This window comes from Bradyrhizobium sp. Tv2a-2, from assembly GCF_000472425.1.
GTDB lineage: Bacteria > Pseudomonadota > Alphaproteobacteria > Rhizobiales > Xanthobacteraceae > Bradyrhizobium.
The window spans coordinates 58548-85058 of sequence record NZ_AXAI01000021.1; the positions used below are offsets into that span (position 1 = coordinate 58548).

Genomic DNA, 26511 nt, shown 5'->3' on the forward strand with positions numbered 1-26511 from the left:
TTCAATACGAAGCCGTTTCCCGAATCTTCAAGGCGAGGCGCTACATGATTCGGTTGGATGGCAAGGTGGCCGTGGTGACGGGAGCATCGAAAGGGATTGGCGCAGCGCTCGCCAAAGGACTTGCGCAGGCTGGTGCCCGGATCATCGTAAATTACGCCTCAGACAAAGCGGGCGCGGCACGGGTGGTTTCGGAAATCGTGGCGCTAGGGCGAGAGGCTTTGCTCTTCGGCGCCGACGTCTCGCAGGCTGAGCAGGCCAGGGCGTTGGTTGCAGCCGCCGTCGAGCGCTATGGCCAGCTCGACATCCTCGTCAACAACGCCGGAGTCTTCCGCTTCGAGCCCTTCGAGGACGCGACGGAATCGGAGTTTCATCGTATCTACAACACCAACGTCCTGGGCGCGCTCCTGACAATGCAGGAGGCTTCAAGGCATATGCACCGCGGCGGCACCATCATCAACATCGCCACCGGCGGCATTTCGACGCTTTCGCCGGGCAGCGCCATCTACACGTCTTCAAAGGCTGCACTTGTCACCATGTCGCGGGTGATCGCCAAGGAACTGGGCACGCGTGGCATACGCGTGAACGTAGTCTGTCCTGGAGCCACCGAAACGGAAGGGGCGCATGCCTTGGGCGTGATCGACGGACCGATGGTAAAGAAGCTGGTCGACAACACGCCACTCGGTCGTCTGGGCCAACCCGAGGACATGGTCGGGCCAGTCCTGTTCTTGGCTTCCAAGGACGCGCACTGGGTCACAGGCGAGGTCCTTTTCGCCAGCGGTGGCTCACGCTGACCGCGACCGTTGCCGCTCCGCCCTCGATCCCTACAGGGGCGCTGTCGAATAGACGTCTGCTCCGGGCGGATGCCGCTACATCAGTGGCGTTCGCCACACCGGATCTTGAGCACGAGAGGTAGCAGAGCGCCGCCGATCTCGTTCTTGAGAAATGCGATTTCAGCCTCCAGCTTGCTTTCATCGAGGCCGATGTACCACGACCTCGGTCTGCCGTCGCTCCCGTCGCTCCAGCGGTAGCCGCGCCGCTTGAGCGCGTCCTTGAGGTCGAAGGGGAGCGGGCAGCGGCGCCTCGTCGCGTGATCGCGGTCACGGTTCATCCAGGCGTTTCATACGATTATGAGGTACGGCGGCAACGTCCGAGACGAGAGAAACTTATGAGAGCGGTCGGCAACTTGTTGTACGGATTTGGTGGGCTATGCGGCCTTGCCGCGCTCATCGTATTCACCAGCCCATGGTTGGAAAATAGAGATTTGGGCAACTCGTTCAACTCGGCCATGTCACCCCTTGCGTTCGGTATTGCATGCCTCCTAGCGGCCGACCGTCTGAGATTCTGGCGTAAGATCCTTGCGCGCGCGCCGGTGCGGCGAGGTCCCCTAGCGAAAATTCCGGCGCAGCGCTGGTCTCAAGCGAGGGTGGCAGCCCATTCTAAGGCGTGTTTCCAACTATCTTGAGGCTGGACGAGTCACCTGCGGAACAGTCCGGCCACGCCCCCCACTACGCTGTGCACCGCGCCGCCGATTGCGCCGATCGGACCGCCGACACCGCGCGAATAGCGAGCACGGCGCCCAGCGCGACGACGGTCTTGATGGTCAGATTTGCCAGCCTCCGTCGCGGCGTCCATTAGTACCTTATGCTGGGCGGTGTTGAGGAATCCGGTCGTAGGGTAGCCGTGCTCCTCTTGCCAGCGCGCGATGACGGCGCGAGTCGATTCGTCGAACTTCCCATTGGCCTTCGTGTCGAACCCGAGCCTGGTTAGCCCACGTTGCACTTCACGACGCTTTGCCTTGGTGAGGCCGATCTGATCCTCAGTCTCCTGAGTCGCTTCGTCGGTAGCGATCGCCGTATCGGCGGGCGCCAACGTTTCGCGGGGCATGCTGCTCAGTCCAGCCTTAGCAACCTGCGGGCTGTTGACGATCGCCAGGATGGACAATGCTAGGATCAAGACGCGCATCGCCTTTCCTCACCCTCAAGTCTGCCGATGATTCAGTTTAGAAAATAAAGGTACACCGCGCTGCCCTGAACTATCAACGTCCGGCGGTGCCACCTCGCTTCGTCGCGGGGTATCTGTGTTGTCCGTGGCACAGTTCCCTAGCCTCGCTTACGCAGCATTGCACGCGGGGGTTGGGATCGACGCACCGCCTTGGCATGGGGAAACGTCCGAAGTCTAGGTGACACCGGAAGTCACCCGCCTACGCTCATGGCCCACAACAGACATTCCGGCAGGCGACTATCGACGGTGTGGCGCAGAAGTCCGCTATTTGGCGTAAAGCAGACGGGTGTTGAATGACGCCAACTTGCTAGGATCCGCTATCGAGCCACTTGATTAAGCCGGACGAAGAGATGGCGGGTGATTAAAAGTCTGGAGGTTGGATCCCGTCGACCGCCCTGCTTCGCACGCAAAAAGTTCAAGTAAAAAAAACAAAAAACCCACCGACCTGCGTTGGGGTGGGGGGCAAATCTCTAGCGATAGTGGGGCCGCAGACCCAGTTTCATTCAGGTTTTTTCCGGCTGCGGCAAGATTTCCGGCCTGAGTTGGTCGATCGTATCCTGACGCATGAATCGAGGCCGGGCAAAACGATTTATATGTCCGAGGCTTATCGGTTGCTGAGGGCGACGACGAGCCGACTGCGTCGAGAATGGTGAGCAATCAGACGAATTATCTTCTGCTGCACCGAAAGCCGATGGAAGAGTCGCTCGAGATGCTCACAAGCGCCTCTGACACGCGGGGAAAATGTCGCGAAATCCGGTTGGGGGTGGCGCACTCAAATGATTAAATGGATTTCCTCGCCGACTAGGTGCCCTGCTTCACACGCGAAACTCTCCATCTTGAAAAACCCAAAGACCACTTCAGCATGAAAGGCGGCGCTGCTCAGATCCATGCGGATGCGCGGCTACTGTAGCTGCGCTCTTTCCATGTCGGCTTCTAAATGCGGACCGGACACAAGGTGCTGCGCCGCAAACCGTCGTTTTTGACCCACGGCGGACTTCTTGCCATGGCACGAAACCTAGGATTTGCATAAGATTGAGCCTTGTCGTGACCCGCCTGAGGGGAGCGAAATGCGACAACGTGGTGGAATCGAACAGCCGATCAAGGGTCGGCGCGCGAACAGGCCCAAGGCTCGCAAACTATCGACCGCCGCCTCATCCATTGCCGACCTGCAAAAGCAGGTGGGCACTCTTACTCGCGAGCTGAAAGAGGCGAACGAACGGCAGACCGCGACCGCCAACGTGTTGCAGGTCATCAATTCTTCGCCCGGCGACCTCGTGCCGGTTTTCGATGCGATGCTCGACAAAGCAACGCGCTTGAGCGAAGCGGCGTTCGGCATCCTCTGGACGTACGATGGCGAGCGTTTCCAAGCGGTCGCCTTTCATAACGTTCCAGCCGGATACGTGGAATTCCTGCGGGAACCGCAGCTAGCGAGCCCGGTGGCCCCGCTTGGCCGTGTGGCACGGGGGGAGGCTTTCGCGCATGTCCCGGATCTTGCAGCAGAGGAATACCGCGAGCGCGCCGGCTTGTTAGTTCGACAAGGGCTGTCATTGGGCGGCTTCCGAACCGTTCTCGCCGTGCCGATGCGCAAGGACGCGTCTTTGCTCGGCGCAATCACAATTTATCGGCGGGAGGTGCAGCCCTTCTCGGATAAGCAGATCGTGCTATTACAGAACTTCGCCGCGCAGGCGGTTATCGCGATGGAGAATGCGCGCCTCCTCAACGAGTTGCGGCAAACCCTGCTACAGCAGACCGCGACCACAGACGTGCTGAAGGTCATCAGCCGCTCAGCGTTCGACCTCGACACTGTTATGTGTACTCTAGCTGGCTCGGCACGCGACCTTTGTGGATCGAAGACCGCCGTGTTGTTCCTTCGCGACGGCGAAACGCTCTTTTGCCGGGGAGCCTCGGCGGTCAAGCGCGCCGACGAAGAGTTCATGAGAGCGAACCCCGTCGAACTCAACAACAACTCGCACATAGGGCGAGCGGTCCTCACTGGAACGATTGCCAATGTCGGCGACATCGTCAACTCAAATACGAAGTTGCGCAAATTTCAACAAGCCATGGGATTTAGGTCTTTACTTGCGGTTCCCCTGATGCGCGAAGGACAAGGGATTGGCGTATTTGCGCTTACTCGGGATGAGCTTGGTGCTTTCAGTCAACGACAGGTCGATCTTGTCCAAGGTTTTGCCGACCAAGCCGTGATCGCGATCGAGAACGTCCGTCTCTTCGATGAGGTGCAGGCGCGCACGCGCGAGTTAGCGAAATCATTGGACGATCTCAGAACCGCGCAGGATCGCCTTATCCAAACGGAGAAGCTTGCGTCCTTGGGCCAACTCACCGCCGGCATTGCGCATGAGATCAAGAACCCCCTGAACTTCGTCAATAACTTCTCCGCCATTTCAGCTGAGCTGACCGATGAACTCAAGGACGTGCTGATACAGGAGGGGCTCACCGACAATGGCCGACGGGAGGTGGACGAATTGACTGGCTTGTTGAAAGAGAACCTCAATAAGGTGGTCTTGCACGGCAAGCGGGCCGATTCCATCGTCAAAAATATGCTGCTTCACTCGCGTGAGGGTTCAGGTGAACGGCGATCTGCTGATATCAATGCGTTGGTCGAGGAGAGCCTAAATCTCGCTTATCACGGTGCGCGAGCGGAAAGGCCTAATTTCAACATAACACTCAAGCACGACCTCGATCCTAACGCGGGCGCGCTCGACCTGTATCCGCAGGAGATTACCAGGGCGCTGTTAAACCTTATTTCCAACGGATTTTATGCTGCGCTAAGACGCAAGGTCGAATCGGGCGACGAGAGCTTTGAGCCTGTACTCACTGCAGCCACCAGGGACCTGGGCGTAACGGTCGAAATCCGGATTCGCGACAACGGCAACGGCATATCGCCTGATGTGAGAGCAAAGATGTTCAATCCCTTCTTTACTACCAAACCAACTGGGGAAGGGACAGGGCTCGGCCTCTCGATGACCCACGACATTGTCGTCAAACAACATGGCGGCAGGATCGATGTCGAGACCGAGCCCGGCGCATTTGCCGAGTTCATCATCACCCTGCCGCGCGACAACGGCACCGTTACCAGCCGGAAACTGGAATGACTACTGCTGGCACCGAAGCTGCGATCGGACAATGTCTGCTCTTCTGCTGATGTTAGGGGACAAGCAGACATTCGGCGAACTGCCAGAAAACGACGCTTTTGACCCAAAAGAGACATGGTGGATCGTCACGCCTGCTAGTATCATTCGAACATGATCGTCAAGCGCATCATTACCAATGTCGCGACGAGCGACGTGTCGAAAGCCCGACGCTTTTACGCTGATATACTCGGCCTTGAAGTCGCAATGGATCTCGGGTGGATCGTCACGTTTGCCTCGCCCGCACGGATGGCACCTCAGCTAAGCGTGGCAACAGAAGGCGGTTCTGGGACGCCAGTCCCCGACATCTCGATCGAGGTGGACGACCTCGATGAGGTAGAGCGTCGCGTGCGAGAGGAAGGGCTAGTGATCCAGTATGGTCCGACAACCGAGCCTTGGGGCGTGCGTCGCTTCTATGTCAGGGACCCGATGGGCAGGCTCGTCAACATACTGACCCACGGATGAAAGATGTCTCTTCTTGGCCCATAGGCGACTATCGACGGTGTGGTGCAGAAGTCCGCTGTTTGGCGTAAAGCAGACGGGCTCTTGAAATGACGCCCACTTGCTAGGTCCCGCTACCGAGCGAATTGGTTCACGCGCAAAAAGTTCGAAAATAAAAACGAAAAACCAATTCAGTCCTCAAGGGCGCTAAGCGACATATGACCTTCGAGGTCTGCTTCTGAGTATAAGGCCGACGGAAGATTGCCCCGCCTTGGACTGCTGTTCATGATCGGACGCGGACCCGAGCAAGCATTGAACGCCTACCGAACAAGTCGCAGAAGGCGTCAACCCGAGCTTAGCCTGATGTCGGGTACGCTTTGGGACCTTCCTCTCACCATTAACCATCCGCTGCGCTGGGATGCCGCATGGACGCACCCATATGAGGCTAGCAAAGATGCACCATGAGCAGCGGCATCCCAGTTGGCAAAACCTATCTTCGGTTCGTCCCACTATGGAACGCCGTGACTGCATTCTGCATGGCGATGAGTGTACGGGTCGCGCCAGATGTCGGAATCGGTAAACAAGTTCAACTCTATCGCTGTTATCAGCCAAGAATGGCTGCCAAGTGCGAGCTGGTGCCGGAGTAAGATCGATTCTGCCGATCTGATAAACCGTTGTTGTATTTCATTGAAGTCAGCAGAGCCGGTGAAATCCGGAATTGGGCTCATTCTTGGTCTCGCTACTGGGCTGCGTCGGCGCACGCGATCCTCGGCGGTCGGGCTCGGAGCAACGGTCCTGACCGCAGCGATCATTCATAGCCCACGGCCGCTCGAACCTTTCCGCGGAACACCCAGTACGACCAGCTCGAATAGGCCAGGATCACGGGAAGCAGGAACAGCGTCCCGACCAGAAGGAACGCCTGGGTGCGCGGCGACGAGGCAGCCTCCCACAGCGTCAACTGGTAGGGCACGATCATCGGGAACAGGCTGATCGCCATGCCGATGTAGGTCAGCACGAAGAGGCCGACCGTACCAAAGAATGGGGTCGCCTCGGCCTTGCCGTCGAGTGATCGCCAGATCTTGAGCGCCACCAGGCCGGACAGCACAGGCACCGGCACGAACAGCGCGAAGTTAGGCCAGCTGAACCAGCGTGCCGCCACTGTGGGGACCATGATCGGAGTCCAGATGCTCACGATGGCGATCGCGGTCACGACACCGATGAGGCAGATGCGGCCCAGACGACGCGCCTCGGCCTGGATGTCACCCTCGGTTTTCAGGATAAGCCACCCGGCGCCGAGAAGCCCGTAGCCGAACATCAAGGCAACCCCGGTCAGAACGGAGAAGGGCGTGAGAAACGAGAAGGACGTTCCCGCGAATTGTCCGTCGTGAACCGGAAAGCCCTGAACGAATGTGCCAAGCACGACGCCCTGCGCGAACGTGGCGATGGCCGATCCGTAGCAGAATGCGCGGTCCCAGAACGTCTTGTTTTCAGCGTCGCGAAACCGGAATTCGAATGCAACACCCCGGAACACCAGCGCAAGCAGCATCACCAGGATGGGGAAATACACCGCCGGAATGATTACGGCGAACGCAGTCGGGAAGGCCGCGAGAAGACCAAGGCCACCAAGCACCAGCCAAGTCTCGTTGCCGTCCCAGATCGGCGCGATAGAGTTCATGATGGTATTACGCGAACGCGCATCGGATGCAAAACCATAGAGCATCCCCACTCCGAGATCGAAGCCATCCAGCAGCACATAGAAAAACACCGCCAGCGCAAGGATCACCGTCCAGATCGGAACCAAATCGAGCACCTGGGTCATCACACTTCTCCTTTCACGACGTTGATTGCGGAAGCGAGAACCGGCGCTGGAGATCTGCCAGCCTCGATTGCCGGAGCCGCCGCACTGATCTCGGTCGGGCCCTTGCGAACGACCCGAAGCAGCAGGATGAGACCCGTGGGGTAGATCAGCAAATAGGCTGCCATGTAGGCCAACAGCGACAGCGTAACGTCACGGCCTGTCAGGGACGGCGAGACCGAGGCTGTCGTGCGCAAGAGCCCGTAGACCGTCCACGGTTGGCGGCCGACCTCGGTCACGAACCATCCGGCGACAACCGCGATGAAGCCGAGTGGAATCGCACACTGACAAGCCAAGAGGTACAGTCGAGTATCATAGAGCCGTCCATTCCAGCGCAACCAGCCGCCCAGAAGGACGAGCGCCAGCATCAGGCCCGCGCATCCAACCATCGCGCGGAAGGCAAAGAAGGGGATCGCGACTGGCGGACGTTGATCGGCAGGGAAGTCTTTCAGACCCTTCACTTCGCCACGAAGATCGTGGGTCAGGATCAGGCTTCCAAGATAGGGAATTTCGATCGCGAACTTGTTGTGCTCGGCCCTGTCATCCGGGATTGCAAAGAGCGTGAGCGGTACACCCTCGCCGGTATCCCACTTGGCTTCAATGGCCGCCAGCTTTGCAGGCTGGTATTTGCGGGTGTTGAGCCCATGCATATCGCCGATCACCATCTGGAGCGGCACCAGCACGGTGAGCAACCACAGCGCCATCGACAGCATGGTGCGCGCTTCCGGGACGGATTGATTGCGCCTCAAGAGATACGCGCCCACACCGAGGACGACGAAGCCCGTTGTCGTGAAGAATGCGACCGCGGTGTGCGCGAGCCGATACGGAAAGGACGGATTGAAGATCACTTCGATCCAGTCCTTCGGAATGAAGTGGCCGTTGACAATCTCGTAGCCGGCCGGCGTCTGCATCCAGCTGTTGGCGGACAGGATCCAGAACGTGGAAAACAACGTTCCGATCGCTACCATGAGGGCCGCGAAGAAGTGCGCCCACGGCGGGACCAGCTTGCGGCCGAACAGCAGGACACCGAGGAAGCCGGCTTCCAGGAAGAAAGCGGTCAGGCCCTCATATGCAAACAGCGGCGAGAGGACATCACCCGCGGCGGATGCATAGCGGCTCCAGTTGGTGCCGAACTGGAACGGCATAACGAGCCCGGTCACGACACCCATGCCGAATGCGATGGCGAAGATCTTGATCCAGAACGTCGAGATGCGGGTATAGACTTCGCGCCCGGTCGCGAGACTCAAGCCCTCGACGACCGCGATGAAGGACGCACATCCCACGGTGAACGCAGGCAGCAGGATGTGCCAGGCGATCACCCAGGCGAACTGGATGCGTGATAGCAGGACTGGATCGAATTGCATCGCTGAACCTCTTGTTTCGGTAGTGTGGAGAGAGCGACCGAAGGTGTTCTCAAGGCCGCCTACAAAGCATGCAGGCTCATCGAAAATAGACCGTGCAGTTCAGCTGCATCAGTAAACGTTGCCAAATTCCAGCAAATTCTTCAAAGCAGCGGAAAGCAACTCCGAAGCTAGGTGCACGAGAATTTCCGTCGTGGCGCCGCTGCGTGCGTGCCGTCGTTGCCGGGCTCGTGGAATATTACGGCGTAAGCGTTGAGCACATGCTCAACGGTCATTGAGCGCCTGCAGTTCGGCCAGATTGCTCGCTGAAAGCCCGCAGCGGATTGACTGCGTCACCATTAAGTCGCGAACTTCCGAAAAGCTCTTATTGGGCGAGAAATACGTGTCGATGATCAAATGAATAACGGCGTCTGTCTTTTCTATCACGGCTGAATTCGATACGACACGCATCCGGCTAATCAGCGCATAGACGCTGACCAGCGCCGAAACTTCTGCGCGATCGTGGACGAGCGCGTCGGCGTAGGGCTTCGACGCCTCTTGGATGAATTGCTTGTACAGCTTTTGCCGTCGGGTCTTTTCCCCCGACAGCCGCTTGGCACGATCCAATCCTGGTGGTGCCGTGTGAGCCAGGCTGATGCGAACGACGTAAGGCCGCCGATCGCTGACCCAGCCAATGCAGCGAATGCAGGGAGGTACGCAATATTCATGGCGCGAGCATCCCGTGCAGTGCTTTATGCCTCTTGTGTTGGCGTGTCGGTCTTAAGCCGTTACCAGCGGCGCATTCCCGACCTGATGGGCCTGCCAGCCCACGCTCAGGCCGAGTTGTCCTGCTGCCATCACCGCAGCACGAACCAAGATCCCTCCGTAGGTTGGATAGGCTAGCGGAATCTGGGCCAGATCGTCGACGCGCATCTCGGCGGCAATGGCGATCGCTGCCACCTCGGCGATATCTACCGCCCGCTCGCCGATCACGTGACACCCTATGACCTTGCAGGTCTTGCGGTCGGCGATCAACTTGCAAAAGCCAAATGTGCGACCATCGATGATTGTCCGCGTGGTCACATTGAAATGAACAATCGACGTAACAATATCGTGCGTCTCACGCGCCCTTGCTTCCGTGAGGCCCGCCTGTGCATATTCCGGCTCCGTGAAGCTCCCCATGGGGCTCACCTGATCGACAAGCGGCATCGTCGGCCCGTTGACAGCATTGGTGGCCGCAACCCAGCCAGCCTGAAGACCCTGAGGCACAAGCATCATATGGCCCGTAACGTCGCCAGCCGCGAAGATATGGGGTGCTGAGGTACGCAGATATTCATCGACCTTCACGAATTTGCGCTGATTGATTTCAACGCCCGCCGCGGCGAGATTCAGGCTGCTTGTGTCGGCCGCCCATCCTGTCGCCACGACCACGAGCGTGGCTTCGGCAGCAAACCGGCGCCCATCCTTTGTGAAGATCATCCGCACGCCGGTGGCCGCGCCAGTCACCAGCGCGGTCCGCGCCCCCAAATCTGCAGCACGAAGCGCCGCAGCAACGCCAGCGGGCCCGGCGCCAACAACAAGCACGTTAGTCATTTGATCAACTCCGTAAGAGATAAAGGCAGCAAGCAGCAGCCAACATCGGCTGCATGCGACGTTCGGTTGTTTGTTAGGTAGGCAATACTCCCGGTGCGACTGCTCAACGGTCGGATCCAGGAGCCGTGTCCCTGGGCGGTTCGGCGATCAGGCGCGAGCTGCGTTGGCCTGTGAAGTAAGACCAGAGCCACTGGCGCTGCACACGCAGCCGGTTCTGTAGCTGCGGCAGAGCGAGGATGTGAATGAACGCCCACACCAGCCAGGTCAGAGTGCCGCTTGTGCGCAGCCAGCCCCGCTCCAGCACGGCGTAATTCTTGCCGACCACCGCCATGTTGCCCTTGTCGAAATAGCGGAAGGAGCGTTTGACGTTTCGTCCCTTCAGCTCCTTCGCGATCAGTCGCCCGACATACCGTCCTTGCTGGATTGCCGCCTGCGCCACGCCGGGCACCGGGTGTTCGTCTTGCATGACAGACGCTGCATCGCCCACCACGAACACGCCCGGGGCGTCCACGACCCTCAGGAAGGGATCAACAAGCGCGCGCCCTGCGCGGTCGATCTTGGTGCCGAGCATCTTTGGAATAGGTGATGCCGCGACCCCGGCTGTCCACAGCACGGTGGCGCTTAGGATCCGGTTTCCGCCGGCAATTACGCCCTCCACGTCGACGGTCTCGACCTTCAAATCGGTTAAGACTTTCACACCGAGCTTAGTCAGACGTCGGGTCACCCTCTGGGATAGCGACTCAGCAAAGGTCGGCAGAACCCGCTTGCCTGCGTCGAGCAGAATGATGCTGGCCCTTGCCGGATCGATATGACGGAAGTTTCCACGCAGCGTGACCTTCACCATTTGCGCGAGGGAAGCCGCGAGTTCTACCCCTGTGGGGCCGGCGCCAACCAGCACGAACGTCATCTGCCGCGAGCGTTCGCTTTCGTCCTCCGTCGCCGCAGCAACTTCGAACGCGCCCAGGATTTTGGCTCGGATCGTCTCGGCATCGCTGAGGCTCTTGAGCCCTGGCGCATATCGCGCGAACTCATCATGCCCGAAGTAGCTCGGGCGCATCCCGGTCGCGACCACCAGATAATCGAATGCGATCTTGCGGACGCCCAAGCCAGGCGAAGACGCTTCGATCGTGCGGGATGCAAGGTCAACGCCGGTGACTTCCGCCAGCAGCACGCTGAGGTTTTGCTGCTTCACCTCAAGCTGACGGATCGGCGCGGCGATCTCCGCGGGCGAGAGGACCGCCGTCGCCACCTGGTAGAGCAGAGGCTGAAATATGTGATGATTGCGGCGGTCGATCAGGATGAGGTCGACGTCGGCGCGCCGAAGCGCACGCGCCGCTGCGATCCCTGCAAAGCCGCCGCCGATGATAATGATGCGCTTCCGCTCTCGGTGGGAAGCCTCGACAACAGGAGCGGCGTTGTCAGGTCCGATGTCGGCCAACATCGCGGTCATGGGTTACACCTCGTTCGCATTGTTATATGATGAGCACAAACGCCACGAAGCACAGCGCTGCCATAGCAACCGTGGCGAGGTACAAGACCTCTTTCATGTCAGCTCCACGCATTTCCAGCTGGCGCCGCGGGTGAGGCCTCTTGATTTCCAGCTTGCACCGCGACGCTCACTCACTGCTGCAAGCACGGACTATTCGGCCGCCACTTGCGTCGGGCTCTTCGCAAAATTCGGTGGACGCTTCTCGAGGAAGGCTGAGAGCGCTTCCTTGGCATCTGGCGAGCTCACCCGCTCCATGAACTCCTGGCTTTCACTCTTTATCGCCTCTTTGAGCTGGCCAATCGAAGCCTGCTTGAGAAGCCGCTTGCTCGCTAGCAGCGCGCCGTTCGGCTTTGCCGTCAGCTTCTGCGCCGTTGCAGTGGCGGTCGCGAGCAGTTCGCTGTCGGGCACAACGCGGGTTACGAGGCCCAGCTCCGCCGCCCGCGGAGCGGTGAAAGGCTCTCCGAGCAGGTACAATTCCGCCGCCCGGAGATGACCCACGCGGGCCGGTATCGAAAAGCTCGATCCGAACTCGGGCACCAGCGCCAGGTTGATGAACGGCAGCTGGAATTTCGCGCTCTCGACCGCGTAGACGAAATCGCAGTGCGTGAGCATCGTGGTCCCACCCCCGATAGCCGCGCCTTGCACAGCTGCGACGATCGGCTTTTCGAAGCTGACGAATGCGTCCATCAGGTCACCCTGCGGAAAGGCACCCGGCCTTGGCGGATTCTTGAGGAAATCCACGACGTCGTTGCCGGCGCAGAACACGTTTCCGGTGCTGTGCCAGAGTACGACGCGGATCGCGTCGTCCTTGTCAGCTTCGTTGAGGATGCCAGCCAGGCTCGTGTACATGCTGGACGTCATCGCGTTCTTCTGGCCTGGGCGATTAAGCTCGACCCGCAGGATCGCGCCGGTACGTTCGGTGACAATGTCGGTCATAGGTTTGCTCCGTTTTCTACGTCGCCCTGTATCAGGCGTGTTCCCTGACTTTCGGCACCGCGCCGCTCGTGCGCAGCTCATCGATGCCTTTCGCGTCAAATCCCAAGTCACGTAGGATCTCTTCGGTGTGCTCGCCGAGGTCGGGTGCGCGCCGCGCCGGCACCTTGACGACACCATGCACCTGGATCGGACTGCTGATCGTCCTGCTGAGATTGCCGCCGGCGCCCTCGAGCGGAACGACAATGTCGTTTGCCGCCAGCTGCGGATCGTTGATCACCTCTTGCGGCCCGCGCACCGCGCCGAACGTGACGTGCACGCCGTTGAAAACCTCATTCCAATGCTCCATCGGCTGCGCGGAGAAAATTTCATCGAGGATCGCCGTGAGCTGCGGCATGTTCGCCATCAGCTTCGCCGGTTCGGAAAACCGCGGATCGGTCAGGAGATCCGACCGGCCGATCGCCTTCGCCACGGCCGCCAACTTGTCGGGCATAACGATGAGAACGAACCACGTGCCGTCGGAGGCCCGATACACGTTGAGCGCCGCACTGGCCGGATGCTTGCGATCGTGCAGCCCGTAGAACTTCGCGCCGGCTAACGCGGCCTGGATCGAAACGCTCGCCGACCAGACACCCTCGGCGAGCAGCGAGGTCGTGACATACGCCCCCTTGCCGGTGCGTTCGCGGCGGTAGAGCGCCGTGACGATCGCCGAATAGATTCCGACAGCCGTCGCGTTATCGCCGCTGCCGGCCACTGGCCAGGTCGGCGGCGCGCCGGCATCGCGCGTCATCGACAGCAGGCCGCTGCGCGCCCAGTATGACGTGATGTCGAAGCCCGGCAGACTGGCATCCGGCCCCTTTTCGCCAAAGCCGGTGAGGTCCGCATAGATCAGGCGCGGGTTCCAGCGCACCACATCGTCGTATTCGAGCTTCAATTTTTTGCGCGCGGGATGTGGCGTATTGACGATGAATACGTCGGCCCACGTGACAAGCTGCTGGAGTACCTTAGGGGCGCTGGGCGACTTCAGGTCGAGCGAGATGCTGCGCTTGTTGCGGTTGGCGAGATGCCACTGATAGGGTTCATCTGCGTCCGGCTGCGGCGGGATCTTGTGCGCATGTCTCCAGGGGTCACCGCTCGGCGGTTCGACTTTGATGACGTCGGCTCCGAAATCCGACAGGATGACGGCGGCGCCAGGCGCCGCGACGAAGCTTGCGAAGTCAACCACCCTTAGTCCAGAGAAAATGTTGTCGCTTGCCATTGGGTCTCTCCTAAATCGTTTTGCTTGCTTTACCGCCCCAGGAACTGGGGGGCGCGTTTCTCGAGGAAGGCGGACGTGCCTTCCTTCTTGTCTTCCGTCCCGGCGCACAGGCCGAAGTAGGAGGCTTCCAGCGCAAAGCCCTCGCTCTGGCTCGTGTCCAGTCCCTTGTTCACCGCTTCGAGCGATAGCTTGACAGCGATAGGAGCGTTCAAAGCGATCGTCTGCAGGATAGCTTCCGCACGCGGGATGAGATCGGCTGCTGGAACGACCTCGTTGACGAGCCCGATGCGATAGGCCTCCTGCGCGCTGATGATCTCTCCGGACAGAATGAGCTGGAGCGCGCGGCCCTTTCCGACCAGTCGCGGCAGTCGCTGTGTGCCGCCACCGCCGGGAAGCAATCCCAGCTTGACCTCGGGCTGGCCGAACTTCGCGTGCTCGACGGCGATGCGGATAGTGCACGCCATCGCGGTCTCGCAGCCGCCGCCCAGTGCAAAGCCGTTGATTGCCGCGATCACCGGCTTGCCAAGATTCTCGACCAGATCGAGGACTTCCTGCCCGGAGCTGCTGGACCGCTCCGCGTCGATCGCACTCGCATGCGCGAGCTCGCTGATGTCGGCGCCAGCCACGAATGCCTTGTCGCCCGCGCCGGTGAGAATGACGCCGCGCACCGCCGCGTCGTCCCGTGCATGCTCGAAGGCCGTGCGCAGATCCTTCCAGGTTGGCGTGTTCAGGGCGTTGAGCACTTTAGGCCGGTTGACGGTCACATAGGCGATCGCGCCGCGCTTTTCGTACAGGACGTTTGCGAGCGTCAGTACTGCCGCCGATGGGTCGGCAGGCACTATCGTAGGCGAAGATACGAGTGTCGTTGTTGTCGATGACATGTTGATCTCTCTTTCCAGTTGGCGAGCCTGGCGCGCTTTGTGGTCTCAGACGAAGGCGCTGAACCCGGTGATTGCCTTGCCGACAATCAGGTTCTGCATCTGGTAGGTGCCCTCGTAGGAGTAGAGCGCCTCGGCATCGGCAAAGAAGCGCGCGACGTTGTAGTCGACGAGGATGCCGTTGCCGCCAAGCAGCTCGCGTGCCCACGTCACCGTTTCGCGCGTCTTCGACGTCGTGAATGCCTTCGCAAGCGCAGATTGCTGGTCGGTGAGCTTGCCTTCGTCCGCGAGCTGCGCCGTGCGAGCGACCATGCATTGGCACGCAGTGATGTTGGCGAGCATCTTGGCAAGGAGGTCCTGAATGATCTGGAACGAGCCGATCGGCTGTCCGAACTGCAATCGCTCCTGTGCGTACTTGAGCGCGTTCTCGTATGCACCCATCTGGACTCCCGTCGTTTCCCATCCCACCAGGTACCGTGTCCCACGCAGCACGCGCGCGGTGTCGCGGAAGGACTGGGTGCCCGATCCGAGATGATTTGCTTCCGGCACCCGGCAGTCCTTCATGGTGATCTGACCGTTCTGGACCACCTTGAGTGCGATCTTGTTCTGCATCTTTTCGACGCTGAAGCCCGGCGTCGACTTGTTCTCGACGATGAAGCCCTTGACCTGGTTGTCGTCGACGTCGCGCGCCCAGATGATCGAGATATCGCACCAGGGCGCATTGCCGATCCATCGCTTCTGGCCGTTGAGGACCCAGGTGTCGCCCTCGCGTTTTGCCGTCGTGGTCAGGCCGCCACCCGCTCCCGAGCCGACCAGCGGCTCGGTCAGGCCGAAGCAGCCGATCTTCTCCATGCGCGCCATTGGCGGCAGCCACTTCTGTTTCTGCTCCTCCGTTCCAGCGATCGCGATCGAACCCATCGCCAGTCCGCTGTGGACGCCGAAGAAGGTCGCGATCGAGGCGTCGACCCGCGCCATTTCCATCGCAACAAGGCCGACCAGCAATTGATTCCCGCCGGCGCAGCCGTATCCCTGGATGCCGACGCCGGCGAGGTTCAGCTCCTTGAACGCGGGCAGCAGTTCGAACGGAAAAGCGTCCTCAACCCAATACTTGTTGATGATGGGCGCGACCTTGGAGTCCACGAACGTGCGCACCTTCTGCAGAATCGCTCGTTCGTCTGCGTTCAAGGTATCCGCAAGGTGATAGAAATCGCTGTTCGGCGTCGGAAGCTGCTTCTGGGCCTTTGTAAGCATTTTGAGACTCCTGTTGTCGCGGCGTTAGAGCCCGGGAAAGTGGACGCGTCAGTTGGATGACCGGTCGCGCTTATGCGACCGGCTCGATCGATTTCGTTTGATTCGACCTGGTAACCCCGCGGCGCAGCTCGAGCAGGCCGAGCAGGACCTCGTCGCGGTCCGCCTCCAACTCTGCGATGGTGCGCGATCCAACCTCCGCATGGACGCTGTCGACGAGCTTCTTCTGCACTTCCGGTGTCAGCACAGGTGAGCCGAGCGTCTTCCACCACGCCGTCATCGGACCGGAGAACTGCTGGAAGAAGTGCTCGATGCCGCCCGGACCGCCGCCGAGGTGATTGAGCAGCATGTTGCCCATGATTCCCCAGCGCAGGCCCGGACCCCAGGAGAGGGCAGTGTCGACGTCGGCGGCGCTCACCACGCCCTCGGCGACAAGATAGTAGACCTCGCGCGCCAATGCGGACTGCAAGCGGTTGGCGACGTGGCCGGGCAGCTCCTTGTTGACGCGTACCGTCTTCTGCCCGATCGACGTGTAGAACTCCGACGCGCGCTGGATTGTCGCTTCCGAGGTCTTGGCTCCGCCGACGATCTCGGTCAGCGGGATCAGGTGGGGCGGGTTGAACGGATGGCCGATAACGCAGCGCTCGGGATGCGTCTTGGCGCCCTTCTGGATTTCGCTCATGGTGAGCCCCGACGAGCTCGATGCGATGATCACCTCGGGCGGCAGCAGTTCGTCGAGCTGCCCGTAGAGCTTCTGCTTGAAATCGATCCGCTCGGGCCCGTTCTCCTGGACGAGGTCGACACCGGCGACCGCCTCCGCGAGATCTTTCGTGAACGTGAGGTTCGACTGCGACGCTGCCGCCGACAAGCCCAATCGCTTGAGCGCCGGCCAGGCCGTCTCTACGAACTTCCGGAGTGAGGCTTCTCCGTTCGGCGCGGGGTCGGTCGCGACAACCTGCAATCCCTTGGCGAGAAACAGCGAGGCCCAGCTCGCGCCGATCACGCCGGTGCCGATGATGGCGATACGGCGAATGGGTTTGGTGTTGGTCATGTCATGTCTCCGATACGTTCGTTAGATTTCGACGTAAGCGATGCCGGTGAGATTGCCTTGGGCGTAGAGGAAGTTGCGCTCGTTCTTGCCATCGAGATCGGCGGAGTAGATCGAGCCCGCGAAGTCGGTGACGAACATGCGGTTGCCGGGCACGTCGAGCGCGATGCCGATGCCCTCCATCAAATGCGTGACCACGATCTCCGGGTCAGCCTTTGCATCGATCGGCACGCGATTGACGGTGTTGCCGCGCGGAGGATCGCCACGATCGGTCCAGTAGAGAACGCGGTTCGCCAGATCGAGCTCGAGGTCGACGGGTTCCGGCAGATGATCGAACAGCAGCTCGATATCGGAGCGGTTCGTCGGACTCTCGCCCTTGGGGATCTCGACATTGGCGCGGAAGATACGTCCCTTTCCGCCCTTCGTCGCACCCTTTTGCGTCCAGTAGATTTTACCAAGCTTCGGATCGATGGTGATGCCGACACACCACCGCGTCTCGTCGCGTTGGTCCTTGTCGCCGCGGCCGCGTTCGACCAGCGTTTCGACCTGCGAGCCGTCGAGATTAGCGCGCATCACGCGCATGCCCTCGCGGTCGCACCAATAGAGCTTGCCGTTCACCTTATCGAGGTGCAGCTGTTTCGGCGTGTGGGTGACGCCCTGCGGGACGATGACCTTGCGATTCCCGCCGTCGAGGTCGGCGCGCTCGATCGAGCCGTCGTTGAGGGGGGGAATGCCCATGTTGGTCCAATAGATATGACCTGCCGAGACATCCACGACGATGCCGTCGGGGAGGCGGCCATCGGTGATGATGGTCTTGCGGTCGGAGCCGTCTGGATTCATCGAGTGAATGCGGTCGCCGCTCAGTTCGAGAACGAACAGCCGGCCGGATCGGGTGATGCCAGATGAGTTCTTCGATTCGATTGCTTCGAGTGCTGTCATGGTCTTTCCTTCGGTGTCAAAGTTGCCTTGTCTCACCTTGCCGTCGCTCGCCGCTATTTGACCCACAAGCCCGGCCGTAGCGAGTAAAGGGCGGCAAATCGCGCCAAATTGCTGCTAACGAGAAGGCCGCGCATCTCGCATTTCGGATCTTGCTGGATCGACGGACGGCTGACATTTCCCAGCCGATCGGGTACGGTTTCTGCAGGACGGAGAGATGCCGCGCGCATGGCGCACGTAAAGCCTGGCTAGCCGAACTCAATTGAGAGTCTGAATGCCGGAGGCTCACAATGGTGCCGCATTCGCAGAACGTCGCACACTCGAACGGTGACTTTCAGATCTTGTGGAAGGACGCCGAGCGCGTCTTTCACCGTGACTGGCGACTGGACGACAGCGGCAAACGGCGCTCTGTGCTTCTCGTAGCTCCGGCCGCCGACCACCCGTCTCGTTCAAGCCTCGATCGCCTGGCGCATGAATATGAGCTGAAGGACGCGCTCGACGGGACATGGGCGGTGCGCCCTCTTGAGCTCGTACGCGACGCCGCTCGAACCATTCTGGTGCTTGAGGATGCCGGCGGCGAGCCGCTTGACCGATTGCTCGGCCCGCCCATCGAGACTGGCCGCTTCTTGTCTCTCGCGATTCCCGTCTCAGCGGCCGTGGGCAAGCTTCATCAGCGGGGGCTCGTTCACAAGGATATCAAGCCGGGCAACATCCTGCTTAACGAGGCGACCGGCGAGGTGCGGCTGACCGGCTTCGGCATCGCTTCACGCTTCGCGCGCGAGCGCCAATCGCCTCATCCTCCCGAAACAATCGCAGGTACGCTCGCCTATATGGCGCCCGAGCAAACCGGACGCATGAATCGGTCAATCGATTCGCGCAGCGATCTCTACGCGCTCGGCGTCACCTTCTATCAAATGCTCACGGGTGCTTTGCCGTTTACCGCCACGGACCCAATGGAATGGGTGCACTGCCACCTCGCCAGGCTGCCGGTAGCGCCCGCTGAGCGGCGGGAAGAAATCCCCAGCGCTATTTCGGCGATCGTTATGAAGCTGCTCGCAAAGAGAGCCGAGGATCGCTACCAGACCGCTGCCGGCCTCGAAAGCGATCTTCGCAACTGCGAGGCGGAATGGGACGCGCTGCGCCGAATTGACGACTTTCCACTCGGCGAACACGACATACCCGATCGACTCGTGATCCCAGAGAAACTGTACGGTCGGCGACGCGAGGTCGAAATCTTGCTTGCTGCCTTCGATCGCGTCGTCAGCGGTGGCGTCCCCGAACTGGTCCTGGTCTCGGGCTATTCCGGTATCGGCAAGTCCGCAGTCGTCAACGAGCTGCAGCCGGTGCTGGTGCCTCCGCGCGGACTCTTCGCTTCGGGCAAGTTCGATCAGTATAAGCGTGACATACCCTACTCGACGTTGGCACAGGCGTTCCAGAGCCTGATGCTGCCGCTGCTTGGCAAAAGCGAAAAAGACCTTGCTCTTTGGCGCGACGCGTTACGGGAGGCGCTGGGACTGAACGCTGGGCTAATCGTGGGTCTGGTTCCTGAACTGAAGCTCATCATTGGAGAGCCCCCGCCGATACCCGAGCTTCCGCCTCAGGACGCTCGACGGCGTTTCCAAATGGTGTTTCGGCAGTTCATCGGCGTCTTCGCTCGGCCGGAACATCCACTGGCGCTTTTCCTGGATGATTTGCAATGGCTCGACGCGGCGACGCTCGACCTTTTGGAAGACTTGTTGAGCCGATCTGATCTCCGCAATCTTCTGCTCATCGGTGCCTTCCGCGACAACGAGGTCACCCCAGTGCATCCGCTCATGCGCAAGCTGGAGGCGATCCGGGCAAACGCAACAGTACATGATATCAAGCTGGCTCCGCTGACGACCAAGGACCTGGGAAACCTTGTCGCTGACTCGCTTTGCTGCGACGCGGAGGAGGCCACCCCCCTCGCGGAGCTGGTGGACGTGAAGACCGGTGGCAATCCGTTCTTCGTGATCCAATTTCTTCATCTGCTCGCCGACGAGGGCCTCCTGGCCTTCGATCACGAGTGGGCGCAGTGGTCGTGGGACCTCGGCGGCATCTACGCCAAACGGTATGCGGACAATGTCGTGGAGCTCCTGGAGGGGAAGCTGACACGGTTGCCGCTTAATACGCAGGACGCGTTACGGCGCTTCGCTTGCCTTGGCAACGTTGCCGATGTCGCCATGCTCTCTATTATTCTGGGAATGTCCGGCGAACAGGTGCATACGGCTCTCTGGGAGGCGTGGCGCCAACAACTGATCCACCGTTCCGGGCACTCCTACACGTTCGTTCATGATCGTATGCAGGAGGCGGCCTACGCGTTGATCCCGGAAAACCTGCGTGCCGAGGCTCACTATACCATCGGCCGACTGCTTGCGGCCCATACGCCACCGGAGAAGCGCGAGGAAGCAATCTTCGAAATCGTCAATCAGCTCGATCGCGGGGCAACACTGATCTCCTCCCAAGACGACCGTGAGCAGCTGGCTGAGCTCAACCTTCTCGCAGGCCAGCGCGCCAGGTCGTCCTCCGCCTATGCTTCCGCGCTGAAATATTGTATCGCGGGTGTGGCGTTATTGACGGACGATTGCTGGGAGCACCGGCGCGAGCTCATCTTCGCGTTGGAGCTGCTCCGGGCGGAATGCGAATTTCTGACCAGTGAGTTGGGCGCCGCGAATGAACGTCTGGCTAGCCTTGCAACGCGTGCCGGTAATCCCGTCGAACGCGCCACCGTCGCCTGCTTGCGTATGGACGTCCACACCATGTTCGGCAGGAACAGCGACGCGGTCGCGGTGGCCCTCGACTTTTTCCGCCAAGTGGGCATCGAATGGTCAGCACATCCGCCAGAAGAGGACGCCCGATGCGAGTATCAGCAGATGTGGTCGCAGCTTGGAGAGCGCCCGATCGAGGAGCTGATCAAACTGCCGTTGGTGCGCGACGCGGAAATCCTCGCCGTCTTCGATGTGTTGGTCAGGCTAGGCGCACCTGCACGATTTACGGACATAAACCTCTACTCATTGGCGGCCTGCCGAGGCGTCAATCTCAGTCTCGAGCATGGCAACTGCGACGCCTCTTGCGTCGCCTACATTCGGGTTGGGATGCTTGCGGGTCCGTCGTTTGGCGATTACCAGGCTGGGTACCGCTTTGCCCGGCTTGGTTATGAACTGAGCGAAGGAGGCGATTTGAAGCGCTTCAAGGCCACAACCTATCAGATCTTCGGCCTGGTCACACCGTGGACGAAGCATGTAAGGACCGGCTGCGATCTGCTGCGCCGCGCGGTCACCTCGGCCAATCAAATTGGCGATCTGACCATCGCGGCATTCAGCTGGAGCCAACTCGTAACCCACATGCTGGCGGCGGGAGATCCGCTCATAGATGTGCAACTAGAGGTAGAGAATTGTCTTGCCTTTATGCAGAAGGCCAAGATGGGATGGGGGATTGATGTAGTTGCCGCCCAGCTTGCGTTGGTCAAAATGCTGCGCGGATTGACGCGAAGATTTGGCTCATTGGACGGCGACGGATTCGACGAGATTCAGGTGGCGCACCGCCTATCCAGCAATCCGAATCTGGCGCTCGCTACGTGCTGGTACTGGATCCAGAAGTTGCTGGCGTGCTTTTTCGCCGGAGACTACGCCACGGCCATTGAGGCTTCATTCAATGCACGACCGCTGGTGTGGACAGCGACCTCGTACTTCGAAAGCGCGCAATATCACTTCTACGCTGCGCTCTCTCACGCGGCATTCTGCGACATCGCCCCTACCGAGCAACGGAAGCAGCATGTCGATGCACTGACTGCTCATCACCAGCAGCTCCGCGTATGGGAGGCCAATTGTCCGGAAAATTTCGAGAACCGCACCGCCCTGGTCGGCGCCGAGATCGCCCGGATCGAAGGCCGCGTGCTCGACGCCGAGTTGCTGTATGAACAGGCAATACATTCGGCGCGTGACAACGGCTTTATTCACAACGTGGCGCTAGCCTACGAGCTGGCTGCGCGCTTTTATGCGGCCCGCGGTTTCGAGGAGATCGCGCATCTTTACCTGAGAAATGCGCGGCAGGGTTACCTTCGATGGGGCGCCGACGGAAAGGTGCGGCAACTCGATCAGCAGTATCCGCAGTTGAGGCAGGAAGAGCTCGCGCGGGGGACAACGGGCACGATCGAAGCACCGGTCGAGCAACTCGACCTCGCGACGGTGGTCAAGGTCTCGCAAGCCGTTTCCGGCGAAATGGTTCTGGAAAAACTCATCGATAGGCTCATGCGTGCGGCTATCGAGCAGGCCGGTGCCGAACGTGGTCTGTTGATTTTACCCCAAGGCGAGGAGCTGCAGATACAGGCGGAAGCGATCGCGAGTGGAGAGGATGTAGCCGTGCATCTGCGGAACACGCGTCAGCCTGCAGCCCTGGTGCCGGAGTCGCTAGTCCGCTATGTGGCTCGCACCCATGAGACGTTGATTATCGACGACGCATCATCTCAGAATTCATTTTCTGCCGATCCCTATATTCTTCAAGGTCGTGCGCGCTCCCTTCTCTGCTTGCCATTGATCAATCAGGGGAAGCTGACCGCGATTCTCTACCTTGAGAACAATCTGGCACCGAACGTTTTCACGCCTGACCGCGTCGCTTTGTTGAAGGTACTTGCGTCGCAAGCGGCAATCTCGCTCGAAAATTCACGACTTTATGATGACCTCGCAGATCGCGAAGGGAAGATTAGGCGTTTGGTCAACGCCAACATCATCGGCATTTTCTTTGCCCGCCAAGGTCGGATTGTTGAAGCCAATGATGCGTTTCTCCGTATCCTGGGATATGACCGTGAGGACCTGGCTTTGGGTCGCGTGGGCTGGGCCGACCTGAGTCCTCCGGAATGGCGAGAGCGCGACCTGCTCACGCGGGAACTGCTGGACTCAACAGGGATCGTTCCGCCCTTCGAGAAGGAGTATTTTCGGAAGGACGGCAGCCGCGTTCCTGTGCTTGTTGGTGCCACGCTTTTCAAACAAGGCGGCGACGAGGGCGTGGCTTTCGTGCTTGATTTGACCGAGCAGAAGCGTACGGAGGAGGCGCTGCGTGAAAGCGAGCGAAGTTTGCGCTCGGCAATTGACGGGATACCGGGGTTCGTTGCGGTCTTGGCCCCGAACGGTGACATCGAAGCCGTGAATCGCCAAATCCTCGAGTATTGTGGCCGATCGCTAGAAGGGCTGAAGAACTGGAGCACAAGCGGAACGATTCACCCAGACGACCGTCCCCGTCTCGTAGACGTTTTCACAAAATCAATCGCCACAGGTGTTCCGTACGAGACCGAGGCCCGTTTGAAGCGCCTCGACGGCGAATATCGATGGTTTGACCACCGCGGCGTTCCAGTTCGGGATGGCTCCGGGCGCATTACTCGTTGGTATGTGCTCCTGACTGACATTGAAGATCGCACGCAGGCGCTGGCGCGGCTGCAGCAGATGCAATCGGATTTCGCCCACGTAAACCGCGTAAGCATGATGGGTGAATTGGCAGCATCGCTGTCTCACGAGATCGCGCAACCGATCGCCAGCGCGCGCAACAACGCCCGGGCAGCCCAGAATTTTCTGGGCATGCAGCCCCCGGATATGGGTGAGGTCAGGGAAGCACTCGCCTGTGTCGTGGCGGACGCGGATCGATCCGGAGAAATCATCGATCGTATCCGAGAGCAAATCAAGAAAGCGCCTCCGCGAAAAGAGCGTTTTGATCTCAACGCGGCAATCAACGAAGTGATCGTATTGGCGCAAAGCGTGATCCTGAAGAATGGCGTTTCGGTCCAGACGCGGCTTGAGGAGGGATTGCGTCCGGTTCTGGGGGATCGCATTCAGCTGCAACAAGTGCTGCTGAATCTGATTCTAAACGCGGTTGAAGCAATGAGCTCGGTTGAAGAGGGCGCAAGAGAGCTCGTGATCAACACCGAGCAGGATCAGGCAGGCACCGTCGTGGCCGTGCGCGATTCCGGGCCGGGCATCGATCCGGCACATCTCGAGAGCGTATTCGATGCCTTCTATACTACGAAATCCGGGGGCACGGGCATGGGGCTGTCGATATGCCGGTCTATCATCCATGCTCACGGGGGCAAGCTGTGGGCAGCGGCCAACAATCCTTGCGGCGCTGTATTTCAGTTCACCCTGCCTGCCGTATGAATTTCCGATGAGCGCGCATCAGGACCGGAAGACCTCGCCAGGAGCGCCATCAGCTGTGACCATCATCATAGCGTGTCGCAGCCGAACCGCCATTTCGCATGGCGCTTGCCGTCGCTGGCAATACTATCGAGCGCCTGCCGCACTTCTTCCACATCCAGCGGTTGGGCGCGCAGCCAGTTGAGCCCGGCCTGAGCATTGGTGACCGCCGCGGCGATCGCGTGGACCGTCCGGTGGACTTCAACATCATAGGAGCGCACCAACTCCGCAAATTTCGACCTCTTGCCCTTTGCACTAAGGTGCGGCTTCGTCGCGTCAGACGGGAGACGCGTGAGAGATCCGGTTGCGGCCGGATCTGCGGTAGTCCCGACCACGCTCGACAATCGCCTAGCAGCGACGTGCCGCAACGATCGTGAGTTAGCCGGCTGAGAGCTAGCGATTGAAGCTTCTGTCTCGTCGGTCATTATCGTCTCCGTAAAAACTCCACGCCGACGGTGCACCGGCGGGGTCGTTGGTCGGATCAATCTTCGCGCAAAAGCCGCGCGATTGCTCGTTAGCTGTTGTTAGATGCGGTTAGATAACAATTTAGCAGGCCTCATTCGCGGGGAGTTCCTCCGTTGGGCGGCTGCCGATGTGGTTCCAATCGAAGAAATTGAGTAAGGATCGATGGCCAGGTTGTGCTCCGGCATAGGGGGCCTTGCCGCAGAACGACGAGTCGAAACATGTTCGCGCAGCGGAATTGCCGTGCCGGCATCGCGACAGGCGATTGTGCGATGTCGCTTAAGCCGAAAGCTCACGAACTCGGTTGTTCAGGAGGCTTACCGGAGGTCAGGGCTACGCTCAGACAGCCTATGAGATGTTGTTCATCCATCGGTTTGCTCAGGTAGCAGACGACCCCGTCTTTCAGCGCGCGGGCTCGGTCAACGTCATTAGGAAATGCAGACACGAGGATCGTGGGAATACGATGCCCGGCCTCGATGAGGTGACGATAGAGTTCGAGCCCGGTCATCGCCGGCATGTGAACGTCGGCAATCAGGCAGGCCGTTTCGCTGAGACGAGGGGACGCGAGAAACTCGGCTGCCGACGAGAAAATGTCGACTGGATAGCCCAGCGATCTCATGAGCCTGCACATGGACTCACGAAAGAAGCGATCATCTTCAACGACGGAGACCAGTACCTTTTTCATCAAGCGCCTATCGCCGTACGCTGGACCGGTCGTGCGGGGAGCCAGGTGTGCCGACGCCCCGCATGGAAGGCCCGAATTGCGCTAGAATGCCACAGCGCAAAGCCGCTGCCCCGTAAACTTTGGCTTAGCTCGACGATGATCGCGAAGCCGGTCGCCATGATTTCCGATCAGGACGCGACTGAACGGAGCGGGCGCCCGCGATCACGGCCGGCGACCTCAAGACCACGTCCGGCATCGTAAGCCTTGGTATCGGTCTCCTGCTCCCTTTTGATGCCAGCCCCCGACCTGCGCTCAATTGAGCCGCTAGTGACAATCCTCCTAGTCTGCATGCGTCCGAAATGCGCACAGGCCGAAAGGAGAGAACGATGTCTTACCACTTCGAAGGTCAGGGGTCCGACAAGGCCACCCGATGCGCGATGTGTGATCGCAAATTTGGTCTCGTCCGGCATTATTCGTGGCGAACCCCGCTTTGCTCCAGGAAGTGTGTCGATCACTTCAAAGCTCGCCGCCAAAGCGATGGCAGTTGGATGGGCTGGCTCCAAATCGCGTTCGACCAGTCGTCCGAGAACCCCGCGAGGGCCTCATGACCATTCAAATCTCACAACGAGGCAAGGAATATTTGAAGACGGCGCAGACTCTGCTCCGCGCGGCCCAAACCATGACCGATCGAGCGATCGCGGGTCAGCTCAAGGCCCTTGCCGACGACTACGAGCGGCGAGCCGAAAAGGCTTCGCGCGACGATGAGACCAAGGCATTAGCTCGATTGACCGCCGTCACTGAAAGCGAATGGCTCGCATGAGCTGTTGGGAGCGTCGCTCGGCAGCTATCGTCAGACAAAACTCGACGCGCGGGTGATCCGTGTCAGTATTGCGTAAAGTTTGGTGTACCCGGTGCGCATTCTCCGGGTAAAAATGGGACTGTTCAGGTTCCAGGATTAGGACTAGAAATGCGCGATCCTGCCAAATTGGCAAACCAGGACGCAGGCTGACTTTCGCGATCTC

The 26511-nt window shown here is 60.0% G+C and carries 19 protein-coding genes and 1 pseudogene; 5 read left to right on the forward strand and 15 right to left on the reverse strand.

Going from position 1 to position 26511, the window contains the following annotated elements; translation table 11 throughout:
* Positions 1-44 precede the first annotated feature (44 nt).
* Positions 45-791 carry an SDR family NAD(P)-dependent oxidoreductase gene (locus A3AI_RS0132950; RefSeq protein WP_024519642.1) on the forward strand — a complete coding sequence of 249 codons (747 nt, stop codon included), beginning with the start codon at positions 45-47 and terminating at the stop codon, positions 789-791.
* 134 nt (positions 792-925) lie between these two features.
* On the opposite strand, the pseudogene A3AI_RS0132955 reads toward A3AI_RS0132950, so the two are convergent.
* A pseudogene (locus A3AI_RS0132955) lies at positions 926-1063 on the reverse strand (3'-5' exonuclease); the annotation flags it as partial.
* Between the two features lie 410 nt (positions 1064-1473).
* Positions 1474-1962 carry a peptidoglycan-binding domain-containing protein gene (locus A3AI_RS0132960; protein ID WP_024519644.1) on the reverse strand — a complete coding sequence of 163 codons (489 nt, stop codon included), beginning with the start codon at positions 1960-1962 and terminating at the stop codon, positions 1474-1476.
* Between the two features lie 1106 nt (positions 1963-3068).
* On the opposite strand from A3AI_RS0132960, the gene A3AI_RS0132970 reads away from it, so the two are divergent.
* Positions 3069-5111, forward strand: coding sequence for a GAF domain-containing sensor histidine kinase (locus A3AI_RS0132970; protein WP_024519645.1), 2043 nt, complete (start codon positions 3069-3071; stop codon positions 5109-5111).
* A 150-nt stretch (positions 5112-5261) separates the two neighbouring features.
* Complete coding sequence (locus A3AI_RS0132975) at positions 5262-5612, forward strand: VOC family protein (protein ID WP_024519646.1); 351 nt, start codon at positions 5262-5264, stop codon at positions 5610-5612.
* A gap of 784 nt (positions 5613-6396) precedes the next feature.
* On the opposite strand, the gene cydB is transcribed toward A3AI_RS0132975, so the two are convergent.
* From cydB to A3AI_RS0133035, 11 genes are all read right to left on the reverse strand, one after another.
* Positions 6397-7407 carry a cytochrome d ubiquinol oxidase subunit II gene (cydB, locus tag A3AI_RS0132980; protein WP_084801106.1) on the reverse strand — a complete coding sequence of 337 codons (1011 nt, stop codon included), beginning with the start codon at positions 7405-7407 and terminating at the stop codon, positions 6397-6399.
* The gene (locus A3AI_RS0132985) at positions 7407-8807 is read right to left on the reverse strand and encodes a cytochrome ubiquinol oxidase subunit I (RefSeq protein ID WP_024519648.1); all 1401 of its coding nucleotides are present in this window, start codon (positions 8805-8807) and stop codon (positions 7407-7409) included. The genes cydB and A3AI_RS0132985 overlap by 1 nt, the downstream gene beginning before the upstream one ends.
* A 261-nt stretch (positions 8808-9068) precedes the next feature.
* The gene (locus A3AI_RS43880) at positions 9069-9410 is read right to left on the reverse strand and encodes a hypothetical protein (RefSeq protein WP_051382582.1); all 342 of its coding nucleotides are present in this window, start codon (positions 9408-9410) and stop codon (positions 9069-9071) included.
* Between the two features lie 153 nt (positions 9411-9563).
* Positions 9564-10376: an oxidoreductase dimerization domain-containing protein gene (locus A3AI_RS43885; protein ID WP_024519649.1), complete on the reverse strand. Its 813-nt coding sequence runs from the start codon at positions 10374-10376 to the stop codon at positions 9564-9566.
* Positions 10377-10479: 103 nt separating this feature from the next.
* Positions 10480-11826 carry an NAD(P)/FAD-dependent oxidoreductase gene (locus A3AI_RS0133000; RefSeq protein WP_024519650.1) on the reverse strand — a complete coding sequence of 449 codons (1347 nt, stop codon included), beginning with the start codon at positions 11824-11826 and terminating at the stop codon, positions 10480-10482.
* Between the two features lie 189 nt (positions 11827-12015).
* A complete protein-coding gene (locus A3AI_RS0133010) occupies positions 12016-12801 on the reverse strand; it encodes an enoyl-CoA hydratase (RefSeq protein WP_024519651.1) in 786 nt (261 codons plus the stop codon).
* 31 nt (positions 12802-12832) lie between these two features.
* Positions 12833-14056: a CaiB/BaiF CoA transferase family protein gene (locus A3AI_RS0133015; protein WP_024519652.1), complete on the reverse strand. Its 1224-nt coding sequence runs from the start codon at positions 14054-14056 to the stop codon at positions 12833-12835.
* Positions 14057-14085: 29 nt separating this feature from the next.
* The gene (locus tag A3AI_RS0133020; RefSeq protein ID WP_084801107.1) at positions 14086-14937 is read right to left on the reverse strand and encodes an enoyl-CoA hydratase-related protein; all 852 of its coding nucleotides are present in this window, start codon (positions 14935-14937) and stop codon (positions 14086-14088) included.
* A 45-nt stretch (positions 14938-14982) separates the two neighbouring features.
* The gene (locus A3AI_RS0133025) at positions 14983-16185 is read right to left on the reverse strand and encodes an acyl-CoA dehydrogenase family protein (RefSeq protein ID WP_024519654.1); all 1203 of its coding nucleotides are present in this window, start codon (positions 16183-16185) and stop codon (positions 14983-14985) included.
* A 70-nt stretch (positions 16186-16255) separates the two neighbouring features.
* A complete protein-coding gene (locus tag A3AI_RS0133030) occupies positions 16256-17233 on the reverse strand; it encodes a 3-hydroxyacyl-CoA dehydrogenase NAD-binding domain-containing protein (RefSeq protein ID WP_024519655.1) in 978 nt (325 codons plus the stop codon).
* A gap of 21 nt (positions 17234-17254) precedes the next feature.
* Positions 17255-18169, reverse strand: a complete 915-nt coding sequence (locus tag A3AI_RS0133035) for a hypothetical protein (protein WP_024519656.1) — start codon at positions 18167-18169, stop codon at positions 17255-17257.
* Between the two features lie 287 nt (positions 18170-18456).
* Between A3AI_RS0133035 and A3AI_RS0133040 the strand changes: the two genes are divergently transcribed.
* The gene (locus A3AI_RS0133040) at positions 18457-24327 is read left to right on the forward strand and encodes an ATP-binding sensor histidine kinase (RefSeq protein ID WP_024519657.1); all 5871 of its coding nucleotides are present in this window, start codon (positions 18457-18459) and stop codon (positions 24325-24327) included.
* A gap of 65 nt (positions 24328-24392) precedes the next feature.
* Here A3AI_RS0133040 and A3AI_RS48955 read toward each other — a convergent pair whose 3' ends face one another.
* Both A3AI_RS48955 and A3AI_RS0133050 read right to left on the reverse strand, forming a co-directional pair.
* The gene (locus A3AI_RS48955; RefSeq protein ID WP_198030274.1) at positions 24393-24584 is read right to left on the reverse strand and encodes a hypothetical protein; all 192 of its coding nucleotides are present in this window, start codon (positions 24582-24584) and stop codon (positions 24393-24395) included.
* A gap of 533 nt (positions 24585-25117) precedes the next feature.
* Complete coding sequence (locus A3AI_RS0133050; RefSeq protein ID WP_036050395.1) at positions 25118-25510, reverse strand: response regulator transcription factor; 393 nt, start codon at positions 25508-25510, stop codon at positions 25118-25120.
* A gap of 583 nt (positions 25511-26093) precedes the next feature.
* On the opposite strand from A3AI_RS0133050, the gene A3AI_RS0133055 reads away from it, so the two are divergent.
* Entirely contained in the window at positions 26094-26309 is a 216-nt protein-coding gene (locus A3AI_RS0133055; RefSeq protein ID WP_024519660.1) for a hypothetical protein, read from the forward strand.
* The last annotated feature ends 202 nt before the right edge of the window (positions 26310-26511 follow it).